Source organism: Methylobacterium sp. JK268, assembly GCF_054052225.1.
Genome location: NZ_JBSVZN010000051.1, coordinates 10,922 through 26,897 on the forward strand (window position 1 = coordinate 10,922; position 15,976 = coordinate 26,897).

15 protein-coding genes are annotated in these 15,976 nt (G+C 72.9%); 7 read left to right on the top strand and 8 right to left on the bottom strand.

All coding sequences use genetic code 11. The features are described from left to right. The 5 genes from ACW9J6_RS33155 to ACW9J6_RS33175 all read left to right on the top strand — a co-directional run bounded on the left by ACW9J6_RS33155 (window position 1) and on the right by ACW9J6_RS33175 (window position 4,860). A complete protein-coding gene (locus ACW9J6_RS33155) occupies window positions 1-972 on the top strand; it encodes an ABC transporter permease (RefSeq protein ID WP_457120589.1) in 972 nt (323 codons plus the stop codon). Next, window positions 969-1,811, top strand: coding sequence for an ABC transporter permease (locus ACW9J6_RS33160; RefSeq protein ID WP_457120590.1), 843 nt, complete (start codon window positions 969-971; stop codon window positions 1,809-1,811). The genes ACW9J6_RS33155 and ACW9J6_RS33160 overlap by 4 nt, the downstream gene beginning before the upstream one ends. Next, window positions 1,808-3,412: an ABC transporter ATP-binding protein gene (locus tag ACW9J6_RS33165; protein ID WP_457120591.1), complete on the top strand. Its 1,605-nt coding sequence runs from the start codon at window positions 1,808-1,810 to the stop codon at window positions 3,410-3,412. Before ACW9J6_RS33160 ends, ACW9J6_RS33165 begins: the two co-directional genes overlap by 4 nt. Further along, on the top strand, window positions 3,409-4,353 hold the full coding sequence (locus ACW9J6_RS33170) for a 2-hydroxyacid dehydrogenase (RefSeq protein ID WP_457120592.1): 945 nt from the start codon (window positions 3,409-3,411) through the stop codon (window positions 4,351-4,353). Before ACW9J6_RS33165 ends, ACW9J6_RS33170 begins: the two co-directional genes overlap by 4 nt. A 273-nt stretch (window positions 4,354-4,626) precedes the next feature. Beyond that, window positions 4,627-4,860 carry a hypothetical protein gene (locus tag ACW9J6_RS33175; protein WP_457120593.1) on the top strand — a complete coding sequence of 78 codons (234 nt, stop codon included), beginning with the start codon at window positions 4,627-4,629 and terminating at the stop codon, window positions 4,858-4,860. Here the strand turns inward: ACW9J6_RS33175 and ACW9J6_RS33180 are convergent. The 6 genes from ACW9J6_RS33180 to ACW9J6_RS33205 form a co-directional block, all read right to left on the bottom strand. After that, window positions 4,848-5,177: a hypothetical protein gene (locus tag ACW9J6_RS33180; RefSeq protein WP_457120594.1), complete on the bottom strand. Its 330-nt coding sequence runs from the start codon at window positions 5,175-5,177 to the stop codon at window positions 4,848-4,850. The two genes, ACW9J6_RS33175 and ACW9J6_RS33180, sit on opposite strands and share 13 nt — an antisense overlap. After that, on the bottom strand, window positions 5,174-5,929 hold the full coding sequence (locus ACW9J6_RS33185; protein WP_457120595.1) for an RlmE family RNA methyltransferase: 756 nt from the start codon (window positions 5,927-5,929) through the stop codon (window positions 5,174-5,176). The genes ACW9J6_RS33180 and ACW9J6_RS33185 overlap by 4 nt, the downstream gene beginning before the upstream one ends. A gap of 416 nt (window positions 5,930-6,345) precedes the next feature. Next, window positions 6,346-7,902, bottom strand: coding sequence for a glycosyltransferase family 39 protein (locus tag ACW9J6_RS33190; protein WP_457120596.1), 1,557 nt, complete (start codon window positions 7,900-7,902; stop codon window positions 6,346-6,348). Between the two features lie 452 nt (window positions 7,903-8,354). Beyond that, entirely contained in the window at window positions 8,355-9,482 is a 1,128-nt protein-coding gene (locus tag ACW9J6_RS33195) for a Ppx/GppA phosphatase family protein (protein ID WP_457120597.1), read from the bottom strand. Between the two features lie 113 nt (window positions 9,483-9,595). Then, a complete protein-coding gene (locus ACW9J6_RS33200; protein ID WP_457120598.1) occupies window positions 9,596-10,075 on the bottom strand; it encodes a response regulator in 480 nt (159 codons plus the stop codon). A gap of 139 nt (window positions 10,076-10,214) precedes the next feature. Continuing rightward, entirely contained in the window at window positions 10,215-10,472 is a 258-nt protein-coding gene (locus ACW9J6_RS33205; RefSeq protein ID WP_457120599.1) for a (2Fe-2S)-binding protein, read from the bottom strand. Between the two features lie 397 nt (window positions 10,473-10,869). Between ACW9J6_RS33205 and ACW9J6_RS33210 the strand changes: the two genes are divergently transcribed. Next, window positions 10,870-11,160, top strand: a complete 291-nt coding sequence (locus tag ACW9J6_RS33210) for a DUF1330 domain-containing protein (RefSeq protein WP_457120600.1) — start codon at window positions 10,870-10,872, stop codon at window positions 11,158-11,160. 22 nt (window positions 11,161-11,182) lie between these two features. Next, window positions 11,183-12,424: a winged helix-turn-helix domain-containing protein gene (locus ACW9J6_RS33215; protein ID WP_457120601.1), complete on the top strand. Its 1,242-nt coding sequence runs from the start codon at window positions 11,183-11,185 to the stop codon at window positions 12,422-12,424. A gap of 475 nt (window positions 12,425-12,899) precedes the next feature. Here the strand turns inward: ACW9J6_RS33215 and ACW9J6_RS33220 are convergent, their stop codons facing one another. Next, the gene (locus ACW9J6_RS33220; protein ID WP_457120602.1) at window positions 12,900-14,192 is read right to left on the bottom strand and encodes an amidohydrolase family protein; all 1,293 of its coding nucleotides are present in this window, start codon (window positions 14,190-14,192) and stop codon (window positions 12,900-12,902) included. 115 nt (window positions 14,193-14,307) lie between these two features. Further along, window positions 14,308-15,711, bottom strand: coding sequence for a purine-cytosine permease family protein (locus tag ACW9J6_RS33225; RefSeq protein ID WP_457120603.1), 1,404 nt, complete (start codon window positions 15,709-15,711; stop codon window positions 14,308-14,310). Between the last annotated feature and the right edge of the window lie 265 nt (window positions 15,712-15,976).

Here is a 15,976-nt window from a genome sequence, read left to right on the forward strand (position 1 = left end):
GTGGCGCTCTTCCTCGCCCGGCGGCTCGGCAAGGGGCTCCTCGTCCTCCTCGCCATCGTGGTCCTCAATTTCGGCCTCATCCGCCTCGCGCCAGGCGACCCCGCGCTGGTGATGGCCGGGGAGGCGGGGGCGGGGGACCCGGCCTACGTGGCGCAGCTGCGCGAGACCTTCGGGCTCGACAAGCCGCTGCCGGTGCAGCTCGGGCTCTACCTCGCCCACGTCGCCACCCTCGACCTCGGCTACTCGGTGCGCCAGCAGATGCCGGTGGGACGGCTGATCCTCGACCGGCTGCCCGCGACGCTGCTTTTGACCGGCACCGCCTTCCTGATCTCGCTGACACTGGGCGTGGCGCTCGGGGCGCTGGCGGCCCGGCGGGCCGGGCGCTGGTCGGATTCCGCCATCACCGGCCTCGCGCTCCTGTTCTACGCCACTCCGCTGTTCTGGGTGTCGCTGATGGCGATCATCGTGTTTTCGGTGCGCCTCGACTGGCTGCCGGCCTTCGGCTTCGAGACGGTGGGCGGCGGCTATACCGGTCTCGCCCGGGTGGCCGACATCGCCCAGCACCTCGTCCTGCCGGCCCTCACCCTCGGGCTGTTCTTCATGGCGGTCTACGTGCGCATGACGCGCGCCTCGATGCTGGAGGTGGCGGGCCAGGACTTCGTGAAGACCGCCCGTGCCAAGGGCCTGACCGAAGGCGTGATCCAGCGCCGCCACGTCCTGCGCAACGCGCTGCTGCCGGTGGTCACCCTGGCGGGGCTCCAGGCGGGCACGCTCGTCGGCGGGGCGATCCTCACCGAGACGGTGTTCGCGTGGCCGGGGATCGGCCGGCTGATGTACGAGGCGCTCCTCCAGCGCGACTACACCCTGCTGCTCGGCGTCTTCGTGGTCTCCTCCGCGATGGTGTTGGTCTTCAACCTCGTCACCGACCTCGTCTACCGGGTCGTCGACCCGCGCATCGAGGCGGCGGCGTGAGGCGGGGCCCGCTCGCCACCTTTCTGCGCCACCCGGGCGCGGTGATCGGGGTCGCGATCCTGCTCCTCGTGGTCGCGGCGGCCGTCCTCGCGCCGGTGCTCTACCCGGCCTCGCCCTGGCGGATGGTGCAGCGCCCCTTCGTGCCGCCCTTCACCCTCGAGCGGGTGCCCCTCGGCACCGACGCGCTCGGGCGCGACATCGCCGCCGGGCTGATGCACGGCGCGGGCGTGTCGCTGACGGTGGGCCTCGTCTCGACGCTGGCCGCCCTGCTGATCGGCGTGCCCCTCGGGGCGCTCGCCGGCTATTGCGGGGGGCGGGTCGACGACGCGCTGATGCGCTTCACCGAGCTGTTCCAGACCGTCCCGAGCTTCGCGCTCGCCATCGTGCTGGTGGCGGTGCTGCAGCCGGCGCTCTCCTCGCTGATCCTCGCCATCGCGATCGTGAGCTGGCCGCCCGTCGCCCGGTTGGTGCGGGGCGAGGTTCTGTCCCTGCGCTCGCGCGACTACGTGCAGGCGGCGATCGTCACCGGCCAGACCACCGCCACGATCCTCCGGCGCGAGATCCTCCCCAACACGCTCTCGCCGATCGTCGTGCTGGCCTCCCTGATGGTGGCAACCGCGATCCTGCTCGAATCCTCGCTCTCCTTCCTCGGCCTCGGCGACCCGAACCGAATGTCCTGGGGCTTCATGGTCGGGGCCGGCCGCACGGTGATCCGGCAGGCGTGGTGGATCACCGCCCTGCCGGGCCTCGTCATCCTGGTCACGGTGCTCGCCCTCAACCTGATCGGGGAGGGGCTCAACGACGCCCTCAACCCGCGCCTCGCCCGGGAGCGCCGATGAGCCCGATCGTCTCGGTCCGGGATCTCAGCCTCGCCCTGCCGCGGGGCGCCGACCGGCCGCTCGCCGTCGACGGTGTCTCCTTCGACCTGAACCGGGGCGAGATCCTCTGCCTCGTCGGGGAATCGGGCTCCGGCAAGTCGATGTGCGCCCACGCCCTGATGGGCCTGCTGCCGAAGGCGGTGCGGCCGGCGGGCGGCACGATCCGCCTCGGGGAGACCGACCTCCTCGCCCAGGACGAGGCCGCGTGGCGCGACACCCGCGGCCGGCGCATCGGCATGATCTTCCAGGAGCCGATGACGGCGCTGAACCCGCTGATGCGGATCGGCGATCAGATGGCCGAGATGTTCGAGGCGCACGGCCTGCTGACGAGACCTGAGCGCCGCGCCCGCGCGCTGGCGCTCGCCGCCGAGGTCGGGCTGCCGGAGCCGGAGCGGATCCTGCGCGCCTACCCGCACCAGCTCTCGGGCGGGCAGCGCCAGCGGGCGATGATCGCCATGGCGCTCGCCCTCGAACCGGCGGTCCTCGTCGCCGACGAGCCGACGACGGCCCTCGACGTCACCACCCAGGCGCAGATCCTGGCGCTGATCCGCGACCTGCAGCGGCGCCACGGCACGGCGGTCCTGTTCATCACCCACGATTTCGGCGTGGTGGCGGAGATCGCCGACCGGGTGCTGGTGCTGCGCCACGGCCGCGTCGTCGAGAGCGGCCCGGCCGCCTCGGTGCTGTCGCGCCCCCAGGAGCCCTACACCCGCACCCTCCTCGCCGCGGTGCCCTCCCTGGAGCCGCCGTCGCGTCCGCCGGTCGCCGGCCCGAAGGCGGTCGAGGCGGTCGGGCTGTCGAAGACCTACGTGACCGGCGGGGGCTGGTGGCGCCCAGCCCGGCGGGTCGAGGCGGCGCGGGACGTCGCCTTCGCGCTGCACAAGGGCGAGACGCTGGGGCTCGTGGGCGAGTCGGGCTCGGGCAAGTCCTCGGTCGCCCGGCTGGTGATGCGCCTCGCCGAGCCCGATGCCGGCACGGTGCGCCTCGGCGAGACCGACCTGACCGGGCTCTCCGGCGAGGCCCTGCGCCGCGCCCGCCGCCGGATCCAGATGGTGTTCCAGGATCCGTTCGCGTCGCTCAATCCCCGCCGCAGCGTCGGGCGCATCGTCGCGGACGGGCCGCGCGCCCACGGGGTGCCAGCGGCGGAGGCCGAGGCCCGCGCCCGCGACCTCCTCGGCCTCGTCGGGCTCGACGCCTCGGCCTATGACCGCTTCCCGCACGAATTCTCCGGCGGCCAGCGCCAGCGGGTCGGCATCGCCCGGGCGCTCGCCCTCGACCCGGAGGTGCTGGTGGCGGACGAGGCGGTCTCGGCGCTGGACGTCTCGGTGCAGGCGCAGGTGCTGGCGCTGCTGGAGGACCTGAAGCGGCGCCTCGGCCTCTCGATGCTGTTCATCACCCACGACCTCCGGGTCGCGGCCCAGATCTGCGACCGGATCGCCGTGATGCGGCGGGGCGAGATCGTGGAGCTGAAAGCCGCCGCTGCCCTGTTCGCCAACCCCGAGCACCCCTACACCCGCGCGCTGCTCGACGCCGTGCCGGGCCGGACCCGCCGCGCCGCATGACCCGCCCGATCCCTTGCGTCCTCCTGAGCGCCACCCTCGACCTCGCGGCTTTGTTCGGCCCGGTGCTGGCGGAGGTGGCGGACGTGATCGAGGTGGTGCCGCACCCGGCGCCGGACCCGGCGGCCTTGCGCCTCGCGCTGGCGTGGTTTCCGCCCGCCGACGCCTTCGCGCGCTACCCGAACCTTGAGGCGGTCTGCTCGATCGCCGCCGGGGTCGACAGCCTGCTCGCCAGCCCCGGACTGCCGCCGGACCTGCCCGTGGTGCGGGTGGTCGATCCCGAGCAGGCCCGCGCCATGTCCTGCTTCGTGCTCTGGCACGTGCTCGGCCACTTGCGCCGCTTCCGCACCTTCGCGGAGAACCAGGCGCGGGCGCTCTGGCAGCCGCTCGGCCAGCGGGCGGCGGGCGAGGTCACGGTCGGGCTTCTGGGGGCCGGGCGGATGGGCGCGCAGGTGGGGCGCGACCTTGCCCATCTCGGCTTCCCTGTCCTCGCCTGGAGCCGGAGCGCACGTCCGCCGGAGCCCGGCATCGTCCACCGCCACGGCGCCGAGGGGCTCGCCGACCTGCTGGCGCGGAGCGACGTGCTGGTGAACCTGCTGCCGCTCACGCCCGACACGCGGGGAATCCTGAACGCGGACCTGTTCCGGCGGATGAAGCCCGGCGCGACCCTGGTGCAGGTCGGGCGCGGCGACCATCTCGTCGAGGCCGACCTCCTCGCCGCCCTCGACACGGGACACCTGGAGGCGGCGGCCCTCGACGTGTTCTCGGTCGAGCCGCTGCCGCCCGACCATCCCTTCTGGCACCACCCCCGCATCCTCGTTACCCCGCACGAGGCCTGCGACGCGAGCCCGGCGGCCGTGGCGGCGATGCTGCGCGACACCGCGGCGGCGATCGCGACTGGCAACCCGATCCCGAACGCCGTCGACCGGGCGCGGGGCTACTGATCCTTCTGTCCGGCCCCAAGCGAGCGGTGGGGCGGTGGCGGCGGAAACCCTCGGGAGGTTGCAGCGTCGGCGACCCGGGCAGCGCGTCGTCCGAAGCCCTCCTCCCGGCTGCCCCTCGGTCAGTGCTTCGTTAACCATCCGGGGAGCACGATGCCTGGGCGATCGGGCGGCGTGTCCACAGCCGCCGCTCTCCCGGCCCCCTCGGGCCGACTTCGTTTCGCCGCCTTCCGGGTCCACACTCGTCCAGGCGAATCAGACACAAGGGACGCGCTCATGCTCGGCACGGTCTCCGCCTTCCTCATGATCCTCGCGGTCCTGGCGCTCCGGAACCTCGCGAAGGCGGCGCTGATGCCGGTCTACGCGATGCGCGACATCCACCGCGGCCGGTACAAGCGCGGCCTCATGCTCCTCGCCTGCTCGGGCCTGGCCGCCTGGGCGATCTGGGAGATGACCCGTACCGTCGCGGGTCCGGCGGTCCCGGTGGCGGCCTCCGTCTACACGGGCTGAGCGATCGCCCGCGCGGCCGCCACGGCGCGCAGGGCGCCCGCCACGCGCTCCCGCAATGCCGCCTCCGACAGCGGCGCGGCGATCACGAGGCTCGTCACCACCTGCGGGTATTGCCGGCGGCGCTTCGGCGTGCGGGCGTGGTCGGCGATGCGAACCTGATGCGGACCGTCCGGCGCCCTGAGATAGAGGCTCCCGCCCCGCGCGCCCACCGCTACCGTCTCGAACCCCTCCGCCAGCAGCAGCGCCTGCGCCAGGGCGCGGGCCGCCCGCGGCGTGAGCCGGCCCCCGGGGCCGCCGAACCGGCGCCGGCCGGTCACGGCCGCCAGGCCGGCTCGGCCTCGTCCTCCGGCTCCTCACCGTCCGTCGCCGCCTCGCCGCGGAAGCCGGTGGCCAGCACGTAGAGTTCGCTCGAATCGGCCCGGCTCGCCGCCGGCTTGACGTGGCGCACCGCCGCGAAGTCGCGCTTGAGGTCGGCGAGCAGGCTCCCCTCGGTGCCGCCCTGCAGCACCTTGGCGAGGTAGGCGCCGCCCGGGGCCAGCACCTCGCGGGCGAAGGCGGCCGCGGTCTCGGCGAGGCCCATGATCCGCAGGTGGTCGGTCTTCTTGTGGCCGGTGGCGTTCGCCGCCATGTCGGACATCACGAGGTCGGCCGGGCCGCCGAGCAACTCCGTCAGACGGGCGGGCGCGCTCGGGTCGAGGAAGTCGAGGGTGATGAAGTCGACCCCCGGCATCGGCTCGATCTCCAGGAGGTCGATGCCCACCACGCGTCCGCGCGGGGCGGGCGCGCCGGGATGGCTGCCGACCTTGGCGGCCGCCACCTGCGACCAGCCGCCGGGCGCCGCCCCGAGATCCACCACCCGGGCGCCGGGCTTCAGCAGGGGGAAGCGCTCGTCGATCTCCAGGAGCTTGTAGGCGGCGCGCGAGCGGTAGCCCTCGCGCTTGGCCCGGGCCACGTAGGGGTCGTTGAGCTGCCGTTCCAGCCAGCGCTTCGACGAGACGGTGCGGCCCCGGGCGGTCTTCACCCGCTGCTTCAGGTCGCCCCGCTGTCCGCCGCCCCGCCGATCGCTCATCCGCCGCTCCCGCATCCTCGTCGCAGATGACGCCGCGCTGCGAAACCCGCAAGGGGGGCGGGGGCACACGCCCCTCTGCGGCGGCGCACGAGGCAGCGCAGCATCCGCCCCAGGCGCCCCGCCGGACCGGCCGCCTCGTCCGCCGCGCCCTCCGGCCCGAGGAGCGACCTGCGGGGGCCCACGCCCGGGTAGGGCGGGCGGTGGCCGCAGTCAGGAGCAGGCTGCGCGCGCACCGGTGTCGCGTGACCGCGCCGGCCTTCGCGCGCCCGAGCCCGGCATGAGATCGGGCACCCTCCAGAGACTTACGCGATTCCGCGTCCGGTGCCCTCGGCCGGGACAGCGGGGCGCCCCCCAGACCGCGATGCGGTTGCGGCGCCTTGGATGGTCACGGCGGTCACCTCCGATCGGCGACACGATCATGGCGGTTGCGGCCGCGCGAGACGCAGGCTCACCCCGCCCGCGGGGATCTCCACGCGGTCGCTCACGACGTCGCCGGGTGCCAGACGGCCCAGCACCGTCGCGAGGTCGCCGCTCTGCCCCGGCCTCCAGGCGAGCAGCCACACACCCGCACCGCTTGCCAGTTCGCGCTCCAGATCCGCCACGCCCACGCGTGAGCCCCGGTTGCAGGACAGGTCGACCCGCTGCTCCCATCCCTCCCGCTGCGCCGGGCCGAGATCGACGAAGAGCCGCTGGGACGGCGGGATGAGGCCCGCCGCGTAGCTCTCGACGAGGCAGTGGCTCTCGGTCGAGAGCGTCGCGAACAAGTCGCCCTCCTGCGCGCGCGACGCGAGGGTCGCGACCATGCGCTGCCAGGGCCGCTTCACCTCGCGACGCGAGAGGTTCCAGGTCCCCAGTCCGACGGCCAGGGCGACCGCGCCGCAGGCCACGACCTGTCGCGGGACCTCGGCCCAGCGCAGCCGGGACAGCCAGGCGCCCGCCACGACGCTGAGCGGGATCAGCGTCCACAGCAGCGTGCGCGGCAGCAGGATGGGTTGCCGCGTGCTGGCGATCACGAGCAGCAGCACGCCGATGGCCGGCGTGAGAACGCCCAGCGCCAGGAGCGGCAGGCTGCGCGGCAACCGGGAAGCCGCGCGGAGCAGGAGCAGGGCGACCGCCGCGGCCTGGAGGTAGAGCGCGCCCGCGACCGCATCCGAGACGCCCACGCCGTGCGAATACTGCCCGAGCAGCAATTCGCGAAACGTCAGGGCCAGGAAGGCCGGGCTGGGCCGGGGAAGCCAGGCCAGGGTCTCGGGGTTGGTCGTCACGACCACGAGTGTCGCGACGATCTGGGGCAGTACGGCCAGGGCCAGGATCAGGTTCATCCGCAGGCAGAGGCCGAGGACGGCGGGATCGCGGGGGCGCAGCCGAACGAGCGCGCCGACGAGGCAGAGGTCGAGGGCCGCGAGCGTGATCAGGCTGGTGGCGTGACAATAGGCGAGGAGGGTGCAGGCGATCAGCAACCCCGCCAGGCGGGGCGGCGCTCCGCGCGCGACGTCCTGCAGCAGGCGGGCGGCCGTCAGCAGCGCCAGGGCCGTGCACAGCACCGTCAGGCTGTAGCTGCGGATCTCCAGCGCGTATTCGAGCACCGCGGGCCACAGGCTGAACACGAAGGCGGCGAGAAGGCCGGTGCGGCGTCCGTCGAGCGCGGCGCCGAGGTGGAACACGACCGGCACCGCCGCCATCGAGAGGAGCAGGGACAGGCATCGGCCGGAGACCTCGCTCGCCCCGGCGGCGGCCATCCAGACATGCAGGAGCGTGTAGTACAGGGGCGGGGTGGGCTCGACCCACCAGTCGGCGCCCCACAGCGCGGCGAGCGGCTTCTGCGCGTAGAACAGCGAGAACGTCTCGTCGTCCCACAGCGCGGGCCGGCCCAGGAAGGCCGCGCCGATCGCCAGCCGCGCCAGCAGGATCGCGGTCAGCCCGAGAACAACGCTGCGCCTCTCCGCGGTCGGGGGCTCGGTCGCTGGTCTCACGCGGGAGCCCGCGCGGCGCGGGCCGGATCCCCGTCACGGGGCCCGGACGGCAGGCTCACGAACCCCGTGCCGTGGCTCGGGCCGGACAGGCCGCGATGCGGAACGCTGACGCTGACGAAGGTCGAACTCACCATTCTCAAGTCTAGTCTGCGGCTGGACGTCGCGGTCTCGCGAACAGCTGTCCCAAGAGAGGATCCGGTGGCGTTCTTAGACGCGTTGATCGACTATGGCCAGCCGCGGTGTGAGGATGACACCAGTTATCGTTTCCTATCTGCTCAGCCGATAAGTCGTCGCGGCTGGCCTCAGGCCGTCCGACCAGTCCGCGGCACCCTCCCACGCCTCGGTGTCTTGCACGCCTCGGTGTCTTGGCGAGAGCGGCCCGGCACGCTCGGCAACGACGCTCGCCGATCAGAGGCAGCCCTGCATGGCCCCGGGCCGACTTAAGCGTCCGCTCACCCCCGCCCGCCGCGGCGCCAGACCCCGTCCTCGCGCATCATGTTCATGAGCAGGCCCTCGCGCAGGCCGCGATCGGCGATGCGCAGGCGCTCGGACGGGAAGGCGCGGCGGATCGCCTCCAGGATGGCGCAGCCCGCGAGCACGAGGTCGGCCCGGTCGCGGCCGATGCAGGGGTTGCGTGCCCGCTCGGCGAGGCGCGTGTCGAGGAGATCGGCGATCGCCGCCGTGACCTCGCGGTCGCTCATCCAGAGCCCGTCGATGCGCCGCCGGTCGTAGCGCGGCAGGCGAAGATGCATGGCGGCGAGCGTCGTCACCGTGCCGGAGGTGCCGAGCAGGTGGAAATGGGGCGCCTGGGCCGCCGCCCCCGCCATCAGGGCGAACTTGGTGAGCTTGGTCGAGACCTCCTCCACCATGCCCTCGAAGACCGAGGGCGTGACGTCGGTGCCGCCGTAGCGCTCGGTCAGGGTGACGACGCCCACGGGCAGCGAATCCCAGGCGCGGATGCGCAGGGTCGGGTCGGCGCTGCGGGCCAACGCCGCGCTGCCGTGCAGCCAGACGATCTCCGTCGAGCCGCCGCCGATGTCGAAGATCACCACCGATTCCGCGTGCCGGTCGGCGAGCGCCGCGCAGCCGGTCACGGCGAGGTAGGCCTCGGTCCGGCGGTCCACGATCTCCAGGTCGAGCCCGACCTCGCGGCGCACCCGGCGCACGAAGTCGGGGCCGTTCACGGCGAGCCGGCAGGCCTCGGTGGCGATGGTCTTCCGCCGGACGACGCCCCGCGCCTCCATCTTGGCGCGGCAGACCGCGAGCGCCTCCACGGTGCGGCCGATCGCCTCGTCGCTCAGCCGGTCGGTGCTGCCCAGCCCCTCGCCGAGGCGCACGATGCGCGAGAAGGCGTCGACGACCCGGAAACCGTAGGGCGCCGGCTCCGCGATCAGCAACCGGCAATTGTTGGTGCCGAGGTCGAGGGCCGCGTAGGGACGGCGCCGGGCGGGCTGAAGGACGGGCAGGGGGCGGCCGTCCACCCCGCCCGTGCGCACCTCGCGCAGGAGCACGCTCTGGCGCGCAGGCTCCGCCCTCTCCGCGGCGCGCGCCGGCACGGGGGCGGCACTCTCGTCCCTCACGACGCCAACGATCCTTCACGCCTCCGGCGAAGATCGCGGAGGCAAAGCTGTTACGCTCCAAGCTTACGTCGCCGCCAGGGGAACGCAATGCGTCCCGGCCTCGGATTCTCCCGTCAGGCGACCATCTTCGGGTTGAACGAGAGCGCGACCCGGGGCAGCGGACGCAGCAGGCTCTTCACTTGCGAGAACGGCCGCGGGCGGTTGATGACCTCGTCGAGGCGCGACCACAGGGTCTTGGGCGAGAACGGCTTGGCGATGATCTCGTTCACCCCCAGGTTGACCGCCCGGTCGACGATGTTGCGCCGCGGCTGGGCCAGCATGAGGATGATCGGCACGGTCGGGGCCGGCGAGGTGGCGGGGGTGCGCGCCAGCCGGATGAACTCCTCGCCCGAGAGGATCGCGAGGTCCCAGTCGAGCACGACGAGGTCCGGCTTGCTCTCGGCGAGGGCGCCCAGCGCCTCGGCGCCGTCCGGCGCCTCCAGCACGCGCTTGATGCCGACGCGCATCAGCATGTCGCGCACGATCCGGCGCAGGTAGAGGCTCTCGTCGACGACCAGGGCGGAGAGGTCCGGGAAGGTCGGGGTGGCGATCATGGGGGCTGCATCGAGCGGGCCCCGATCCTGCGCGGCGTCTCCCTACGGCTTCGCTAAGACGATCGCGCGGATCCGTGGATAACGGGGACGGCCGGAGGAGGCCGACCCGGGGGCGCTCGCCGCGGCGGGGCCCGCCGCGTCAGGCCGCCTCGGCGGGAGCGGGTTCGGAGGCCGCGGAGAGCGGGCAGGCGGTGCCGCAGGCGGTGGCGCAGGATTCGTGCGCCTCGGCGAGTGCCCGCGTGAGGATCCCGCGGATCGTGCGCGCGCAGCGCCCGCATTTCGGGCTGCAGCCGAGGCAGGCATAGACCTGGGCCGGCGTCCGGGGGCAGGCGGGACCCGGATTCAGGCACGCGCGCACTTGGCCGTCGGAGAAGACGTTGCAGGAACAGACGATCATGCTGGGGATCTGGGCACCCGGTTACGCGAGACCCCCGGCCGATCGACCAGGTCTCTCACAGTTTGGAACGCTTTAAAACTGCAGCACTATCAGTAATTTAGCGCTTCGACCGGCGGGTCGCAAGCGCGGGTCGTACGCCTGCGACGGAATCACGCCGCCGGCCCGCGCCGGTGGTCCGGCGGCCGGGGCGGCGCCGCTGCCCTCCGACCGGCTCCCGGCGCGGATCGCCCTCCCGTGACGCCCGCGGATGCCCGATCTCCGCCGACTCCGCCGCGGCTCCCCGCACCCGCGCGTCGACCGGGCCGGGCCTCCCTTGCGCCCGCCGCCCGAAACCTCGACGGTGCCGTCCCCGCGCCGTCCGGGACCGGGCCGGCGCCTGTTCGAGGAGGGAGGTGTCATGGCGAAGGCCTACTGGGTCGCGACCTACCGGTCGATCAGCAACCCCGACGCGCTGGCGGCCTACGCTACGCTGAGCGGCCCGGCGATCGCGGCGGCCGGCGGGCGCATCCTGGCGCGCGGCGTGCCGGTGCAGACCTACGAGCTGGGGCTCAGGGAGCGCACGGTGCTGATCGAGTTCGACAGCGTCGCGCAGGCCCGGGCCGCCCATGACAGCCCGGCCTACCAGGAGGCCCTCGCCGTGCTGGGCGACGGGGCCGAGCGCGACATCCGCATCGTCGAAGGAGTGTGAACGGCGCGGGCGGGCGGCGCCGATGGCGGACCTGTCGGCCGCGGAGGCGCGCCGGATCGCGCTCGCCGCGCAGGGACTCGGTGCGGGCCGAAGCGGCGGCCCGGTCGAGGCGGCCGGGCTGCGCCGCGCCATCGACCGGCTCGGCCTGCTCCAGATCGACAGCGTCAACGTCCTCGTGCGCGCCCATTACCTGCCGCTGTTCTCGCGGCTGGGGCCGTACGACCGCGGCCTCCTCGACGCGGTGGCGACCGCCCGCCCGCGGCGGTACTTCGAGTATTGGGGGCACGAGGCGTCGCTCCTGCCCGTCGACTGCCATCCGCTGCTGCGCTGGCGCATGGACCGCGCGCGCGGCGGGCAGGGGGTCTGGCGCCAGCTCGAACCCTTCGCCGGCGAGCGGCGCGGCGAGGCCGAGGCGCTGCTCGCCCGCATCGCCCGGGAGGGTCCGCTTGCCGCCTCCGACGTCGCCGAGACCCGTGCCGCGCGCGGCATGTGGGCGTGGAGCGCCGCCAAGCACGCCCTGGAATGGCTGTTCTGGGCCGGACTGGTCGCCTCGACCCACCGCCGCGGCAGCTTCGAGCGGGTCTACGACCTGCCCGAGCGGGTCCTTCCCCGCGCCCTGCTGGATCGCCCCACGCCGGACCCGGTGGAGGCCCGGCGCGGCCTGATCGCGCGGGCGGGGCGGGCGCTCGGCGTCGCCACGGCGCACGACCTGCGCGACTACTACCGCATCGGCCCGGAGGAGGCCCGCCTGCCCCTCGCGCAATTGGTGGAGGAAGGGATCCTCCGGCCCGTGCGCGTCGAGGGCTGGGGGCACCCGGCCTACCTGCACGCGCAGGCGCGGCCCGGCCGCGGGCGCGGCGGCACGGCGCTGCTGTCGCCCTTCGACCCCCTCGTCTGGCATCGCCCGCGCACCGAGCGGCTGTTCGGCTTCCGCTACCGCCTGGAGATCTACACGCCGGCCCATAAGCGCGAGCACGGCTACTACGTGCTGCCCTTCCTGCTCGACGGCGCCCTCGTCGCCCGCGTGGACCTGAAGGCGGACCGCAAGGACGGCGTCCTGGTCGTGCAGCGCGCCCATCTCGAGCCCGGCGCGCCGTCCGGCACGGCGGAGCGCCTGGAGGGAGAATTGTGCGCCATGGCGGCGTGGCTCGGGCTGCCGCGCCTCGCGGTCGCGCCGGCGGCGGCCGGGGTTGGGGTGCGCCCGGTGGGCGAGATCGGGGCCGCGGCGGCGGTCGGCTCCTCGGGGACGCTCGGTGACGGCTGAGACGGGATCCGCTCGATCAAAGCGGATCCCGTCTCACCAAGCCTGCGCGGCGGAGCTTCGCTCCGCACGCCTGAGCGAAGCTGATTTCCCGTTGCGACGGAATGAACCGGAAATCACATGAGTTTTCACGGGCACAGCGAACCCTGGCAGATGAAACCAGGATGCGCCCGCCTCTGCTCAAGCTCCCCTTTTCCGGACGACTGCGGCGTCAGCGGAAGGAGATCCGGAAACCAGCACGGAAATCACCGCGAAGCGATTCCGAATGCCGGCAGCGGTGTTGAAAAGCGGTCGCTTCGCGAAGTTTTGCGCTGGTTTCCGGGTCGCATTCCGCTGGCGCTGCATGCGCCCGGAAAAGGGGGGAGAGGTTGGTGTGAAACTGCAAGTCGTGCGACCCCTTCGCGAGCCGGTTTCTGTCTCGGGCGTGGAATCCGCTCGTTCGAACAGGCGATCCGGGGAGACGGGGCCGCCTCGCGGCCTATCGGAGGGCCGGGGCGTAGGAGGCGGGATCGATCACCGCGGGACGGCCCGGAAGGTCGAGACTCGCGGCGCGCGGGGGCGTCCGGGCGATCACGCGGCCTCTGCGCACCACGAACAGCCGGGCCGCCTTCAGGCGGATCGCCTCGATGGGATCGCGCGCCTGCAGGACGACCAGGTCCGCGTTCGCGCCGACCGCGAGGCCGTAGCCGTCGAGGCCCATGATGCCCGCCGGAACCGTGGTGACCGCCTCGAAGGCCGCGCGCATGCCGTCGCGCCCCGTCATCTGCCCGACGTGGATCGCCATGTGCGCGACGTCGAGCATGTCGGCGGAGCCGAGCGCGTACCACGGGTCCATCACGCAATCGTGCCCGAAGGCGCAGGGGATCCCGGCGGCGGCGAGTTCCGGCACCCGCGTCATGCCGCGCCGCTTCGGATAGGTGTCGTGCCGCCCCTGGAGAACGATGTTGATCAGCGGGTTGGCGATCACCGCCATGCCGGCCTCGGCGATGAGCGGGATCAGCTTCGACACGTAGTAATTGTCCATGGAATGCATGGAGGTGAGGTGGGACCCGGCGACGCGGCCGTGCAGTCCGAGCCGCTGCGTCTCCGCGGCGAGCGTCTCGACGTGGCGCGACAGGGGATCGTCGGTCTCGTCGCAATGCATGTCGACGCGCAGGCCCCGCTCCGCCGCGATCGCGCACAGCGCCCGGACGGACTCGGCCCCGTCCGCCGTCGTCCGCTCGAAATGCGGGATGCCCCCGACCACCTCGACGCCGCGGTCGAGCGCCCGCAGGAGGTTCGCCCGCGCGTCGGGCGATCTCAGGTAGCCGGCCTGGGGGAAGGCGACGAGCTGCAGGTCGAGATAGGGTGCGACGCGGCGCTTGACCTCGAGCAGCGCGTCGACCGCCAGCAGGCGGTCGTCGCAGATATCGACGTGGGAGCGGATCGCGAGCAGGCCCTGGCTGACCGCGAGGTCGCAGTAGCGCAGGGCGCGCTCGATGACCGCCTCCACGGTCAGCAAGGGTTGCAGCTCACCCCAGAGCGCGATGCCTTCGAGCAGGGTTCCCGACCGATTGAGGCGCGGCTGGCCGAGCGAGAGCGTCGCGTCCATGTGGAAGTGGGCGTCGACGAAGGGCGGCGCGACGAGGCATCCGGCCGCGTCGATCACGCGCGCGGACTCGTCGCCGAGACCCGGCTCGATCGCGACGATGCGGCCGTCGCGGATACCGATATCGAGGCCCGAGCGGCCATCCGGCAGCGCGGCGTCGCGGACGAGAAGGTCGAAGGGCATGGCGGCGGCTCGTTCGGGGCACAGCGCGGACGCGCCCCGGGCGGGCGGCGCGGCGAGGCGCCGCCCGCCCGGGGCGTAGCGCGCGGCGGGTTCCGTCAGGTCGGGATCGGCGGGCTCACCGCGCCGGGAGGGCGGCCATCTCGGGCTTCCGGCTGAGCCCCAGATAGACGGCGCCCGCGACCAGGGTGCCGACGAGCCAGCTGAGATCGGCCCCGCCGAGGAGGTGGATCGAGATCGGCCCCTTGAAGACGGGGATCAATCCGTTCTGCACCGACCAACCGGCGACCAGGCCGACCAGGAAGGCGATCATCCCCGGCCAGTTGACGTCGCCGTAGGCGCTGGCCGCGGGGGAGCGGTAGAGCTCGTCGACGTCGACCCGCCCCTTCAGCTTGACGTAGAAATCCGCCAGCACGACCCCCGCGAAGGGGCTCAGCCACATGATGATGCCGATCATCCAGTGATCGAAGGCCTGCGCGAACGAGGGGGCGAACACGAAGTACGCCGTCACCGCGTAGCCGGCCGCACCGACGATGATCGCCAGCACGATGCGGGGCAGTTTGATCCCCATGCTCAGCGCCGCGAGCGTGGCCGAGTAGACGTTCAGGATGTTGGTCGCGATCGGCCCGTGCAGCACGAGGAGCAGCACCAGGACCGCCACCGGCCCTCCGAACACGGCGCTGACCATCTTGGCGGGGTCCGCGTCCTTCGTCACGCTCGCGATCGTGGCGCCGAGGACGCCGAGCCACACGGCCGGCACGAACATGCCGACGTAGCTGTACCAGAACACGGCCGCGGAGGAGACGCTGCGCGGTACGAAGCGCGAATAGTCGGAGGCCCAGGTCACCCAGGAGATGCCCCAGCCGACGCCGATCGCGGCCATCAGCAGGGTCAGCATGGTGAAGCGCTCGGCGGGAGGCAGGCTGCTCGTCAGGTTCCAGTTGACCACGCCGGGTTGCGTCCAGGCGAGGACGGTCATCAGCAGCATGATCGCGACGGTCGCCGGCACGGTGTACTTCTCGAATGTGCGGATCGCGTAGAAGCCGTAGGTGCCGATCGCGATCTGAAGCACCATGACCAGGGTCATGATGGCGAGGTTCGGGAGCGGCGTGTCGGGGATTCCGAACTGGCCGAGGATCCCCATCGAGATCTTGACGGGGAAGTAGGTGTTCACCCCGATCCAGCCGAGCGTCATCAGGAACACGAGGGCGCTCGGCAAGTAGGCGCCGCGCCGGCCGAAGGCCGCGCGGCTGAGCACCATCTGGTTGACCCCGGTCCGGTGCCCCATCACGGTGAACGACGCGAAGATCGCGCAGCCCACGAGGTTGCCGAGCACGATCACCGCGACCGTGTCCCAGAGGCCGAGATTGAGGATGATGCCGAGCGCGCCGAGCGCCCAGTTGATGGGCGCGATATTGGCGCCCGCCCAGATCCACATCTGCTGCGGCCCGGTCGAGTCCCGGTCGGCCTCGGGGATCGGCGCGATCGCGTGCTCGTCCAGCCGCAATTCCGACTTCGACATTCCGAACCCCCTCCGTGTTTCGCTGATGCTCGATGGCGTGATCTGCGCCACACTCCTCCGCCGCGAATGCCGGGGTCCAACTCGTGGGTCTGGCGACACCCGCGGCGAACGTTCAGACCGGACAGGCGCGAACTGGGCCGTAAGCTTCGTTTCTGATTCATTTTCCGTGCCAGCGCGGGGCACGCTCGGGCGCTCGGAGGCGGCCCAACCGGGCCGGTTCCCCGGCTCTCGGACCGTTCGGTCGGATCGCGTGCGGGACCTGGCG

Bases quoted from the DNA above. Each gene is read 5' to 3' on its own strand.
- ACW9J6_RS33185 (WP_457120595.1), bottom strand. From the start codon at position 5,929: ATGAGCGATCGGCGGGGCGGCGGACAGCGGGGCGACCTGAAGCAGCGG.
- ACW9J6_RS33215 (WP_457120601.1), top strand. From the start codon at position 11,183: ATGGCGGACCTGTCGGCCGCGGAGGCGCGCCGGATCGCGCTCGCCGCG.
- ACW9J6_RS33175 (WP_457120593.1), top strand. From the start codon at position 4,627: ATGCTCGGCACGGTCTCCGCCTTCCTCATGATCCTCGCGGTCCTGGCG.
- ACW9J6_RS33170 (WP_457120592.1), top strand. From the start codon at position 3,409: ATGACCCGCCCGATCCCTTGCGTCCTCCTGAGCGCCACCCTCGACCTC.
- ACW9J6_RS33220 (WP_457120602.1), bottom strand. From the start codon at position 14,192: ATGCCCTTCGACCTTCTCGTCCGCGACGCCGCGCTGCCGGATGGCCGC.
- ACW9J6_RS33200 (WP_457120598.1), bottom strand. From the start codon at position 10,075: ATGATCGCCACCCCGACCTTCCCGGACCTCTCCGCCCTGGTCGTCGAC.
- ACW9J6_RS33210 (WP_457120600.1), top strand. From the start codon at position 10,870: ATGGCGAAGGCCTACTGGGTCGCGACCTACCGGTCGATCAGCAACCCC.
- ACW9J6_RS33205 (WP_457120599.1), bottom strand. From the start codon at position 10,472: ATGATCGTCTGTTCCTGCAACGTCTTCTCCGACGGCCAAGTGCGCGCG.
- ACW9J6_RS33165 (WP_457120591.1), top strand. From the start codon at position 1,808: ATGAGCCCGATCGTCTCGGTCCGGGATCTCAGCCTCGCCCTGCCGCGG.
- ACW9J6_RS33225 (WP_457120603.1), bottom strand. From the start codon at position 15,711: ATGTCGAAGTCGGAATTGCGGCTGGACGAGCACGCGATCGCGCCGATC.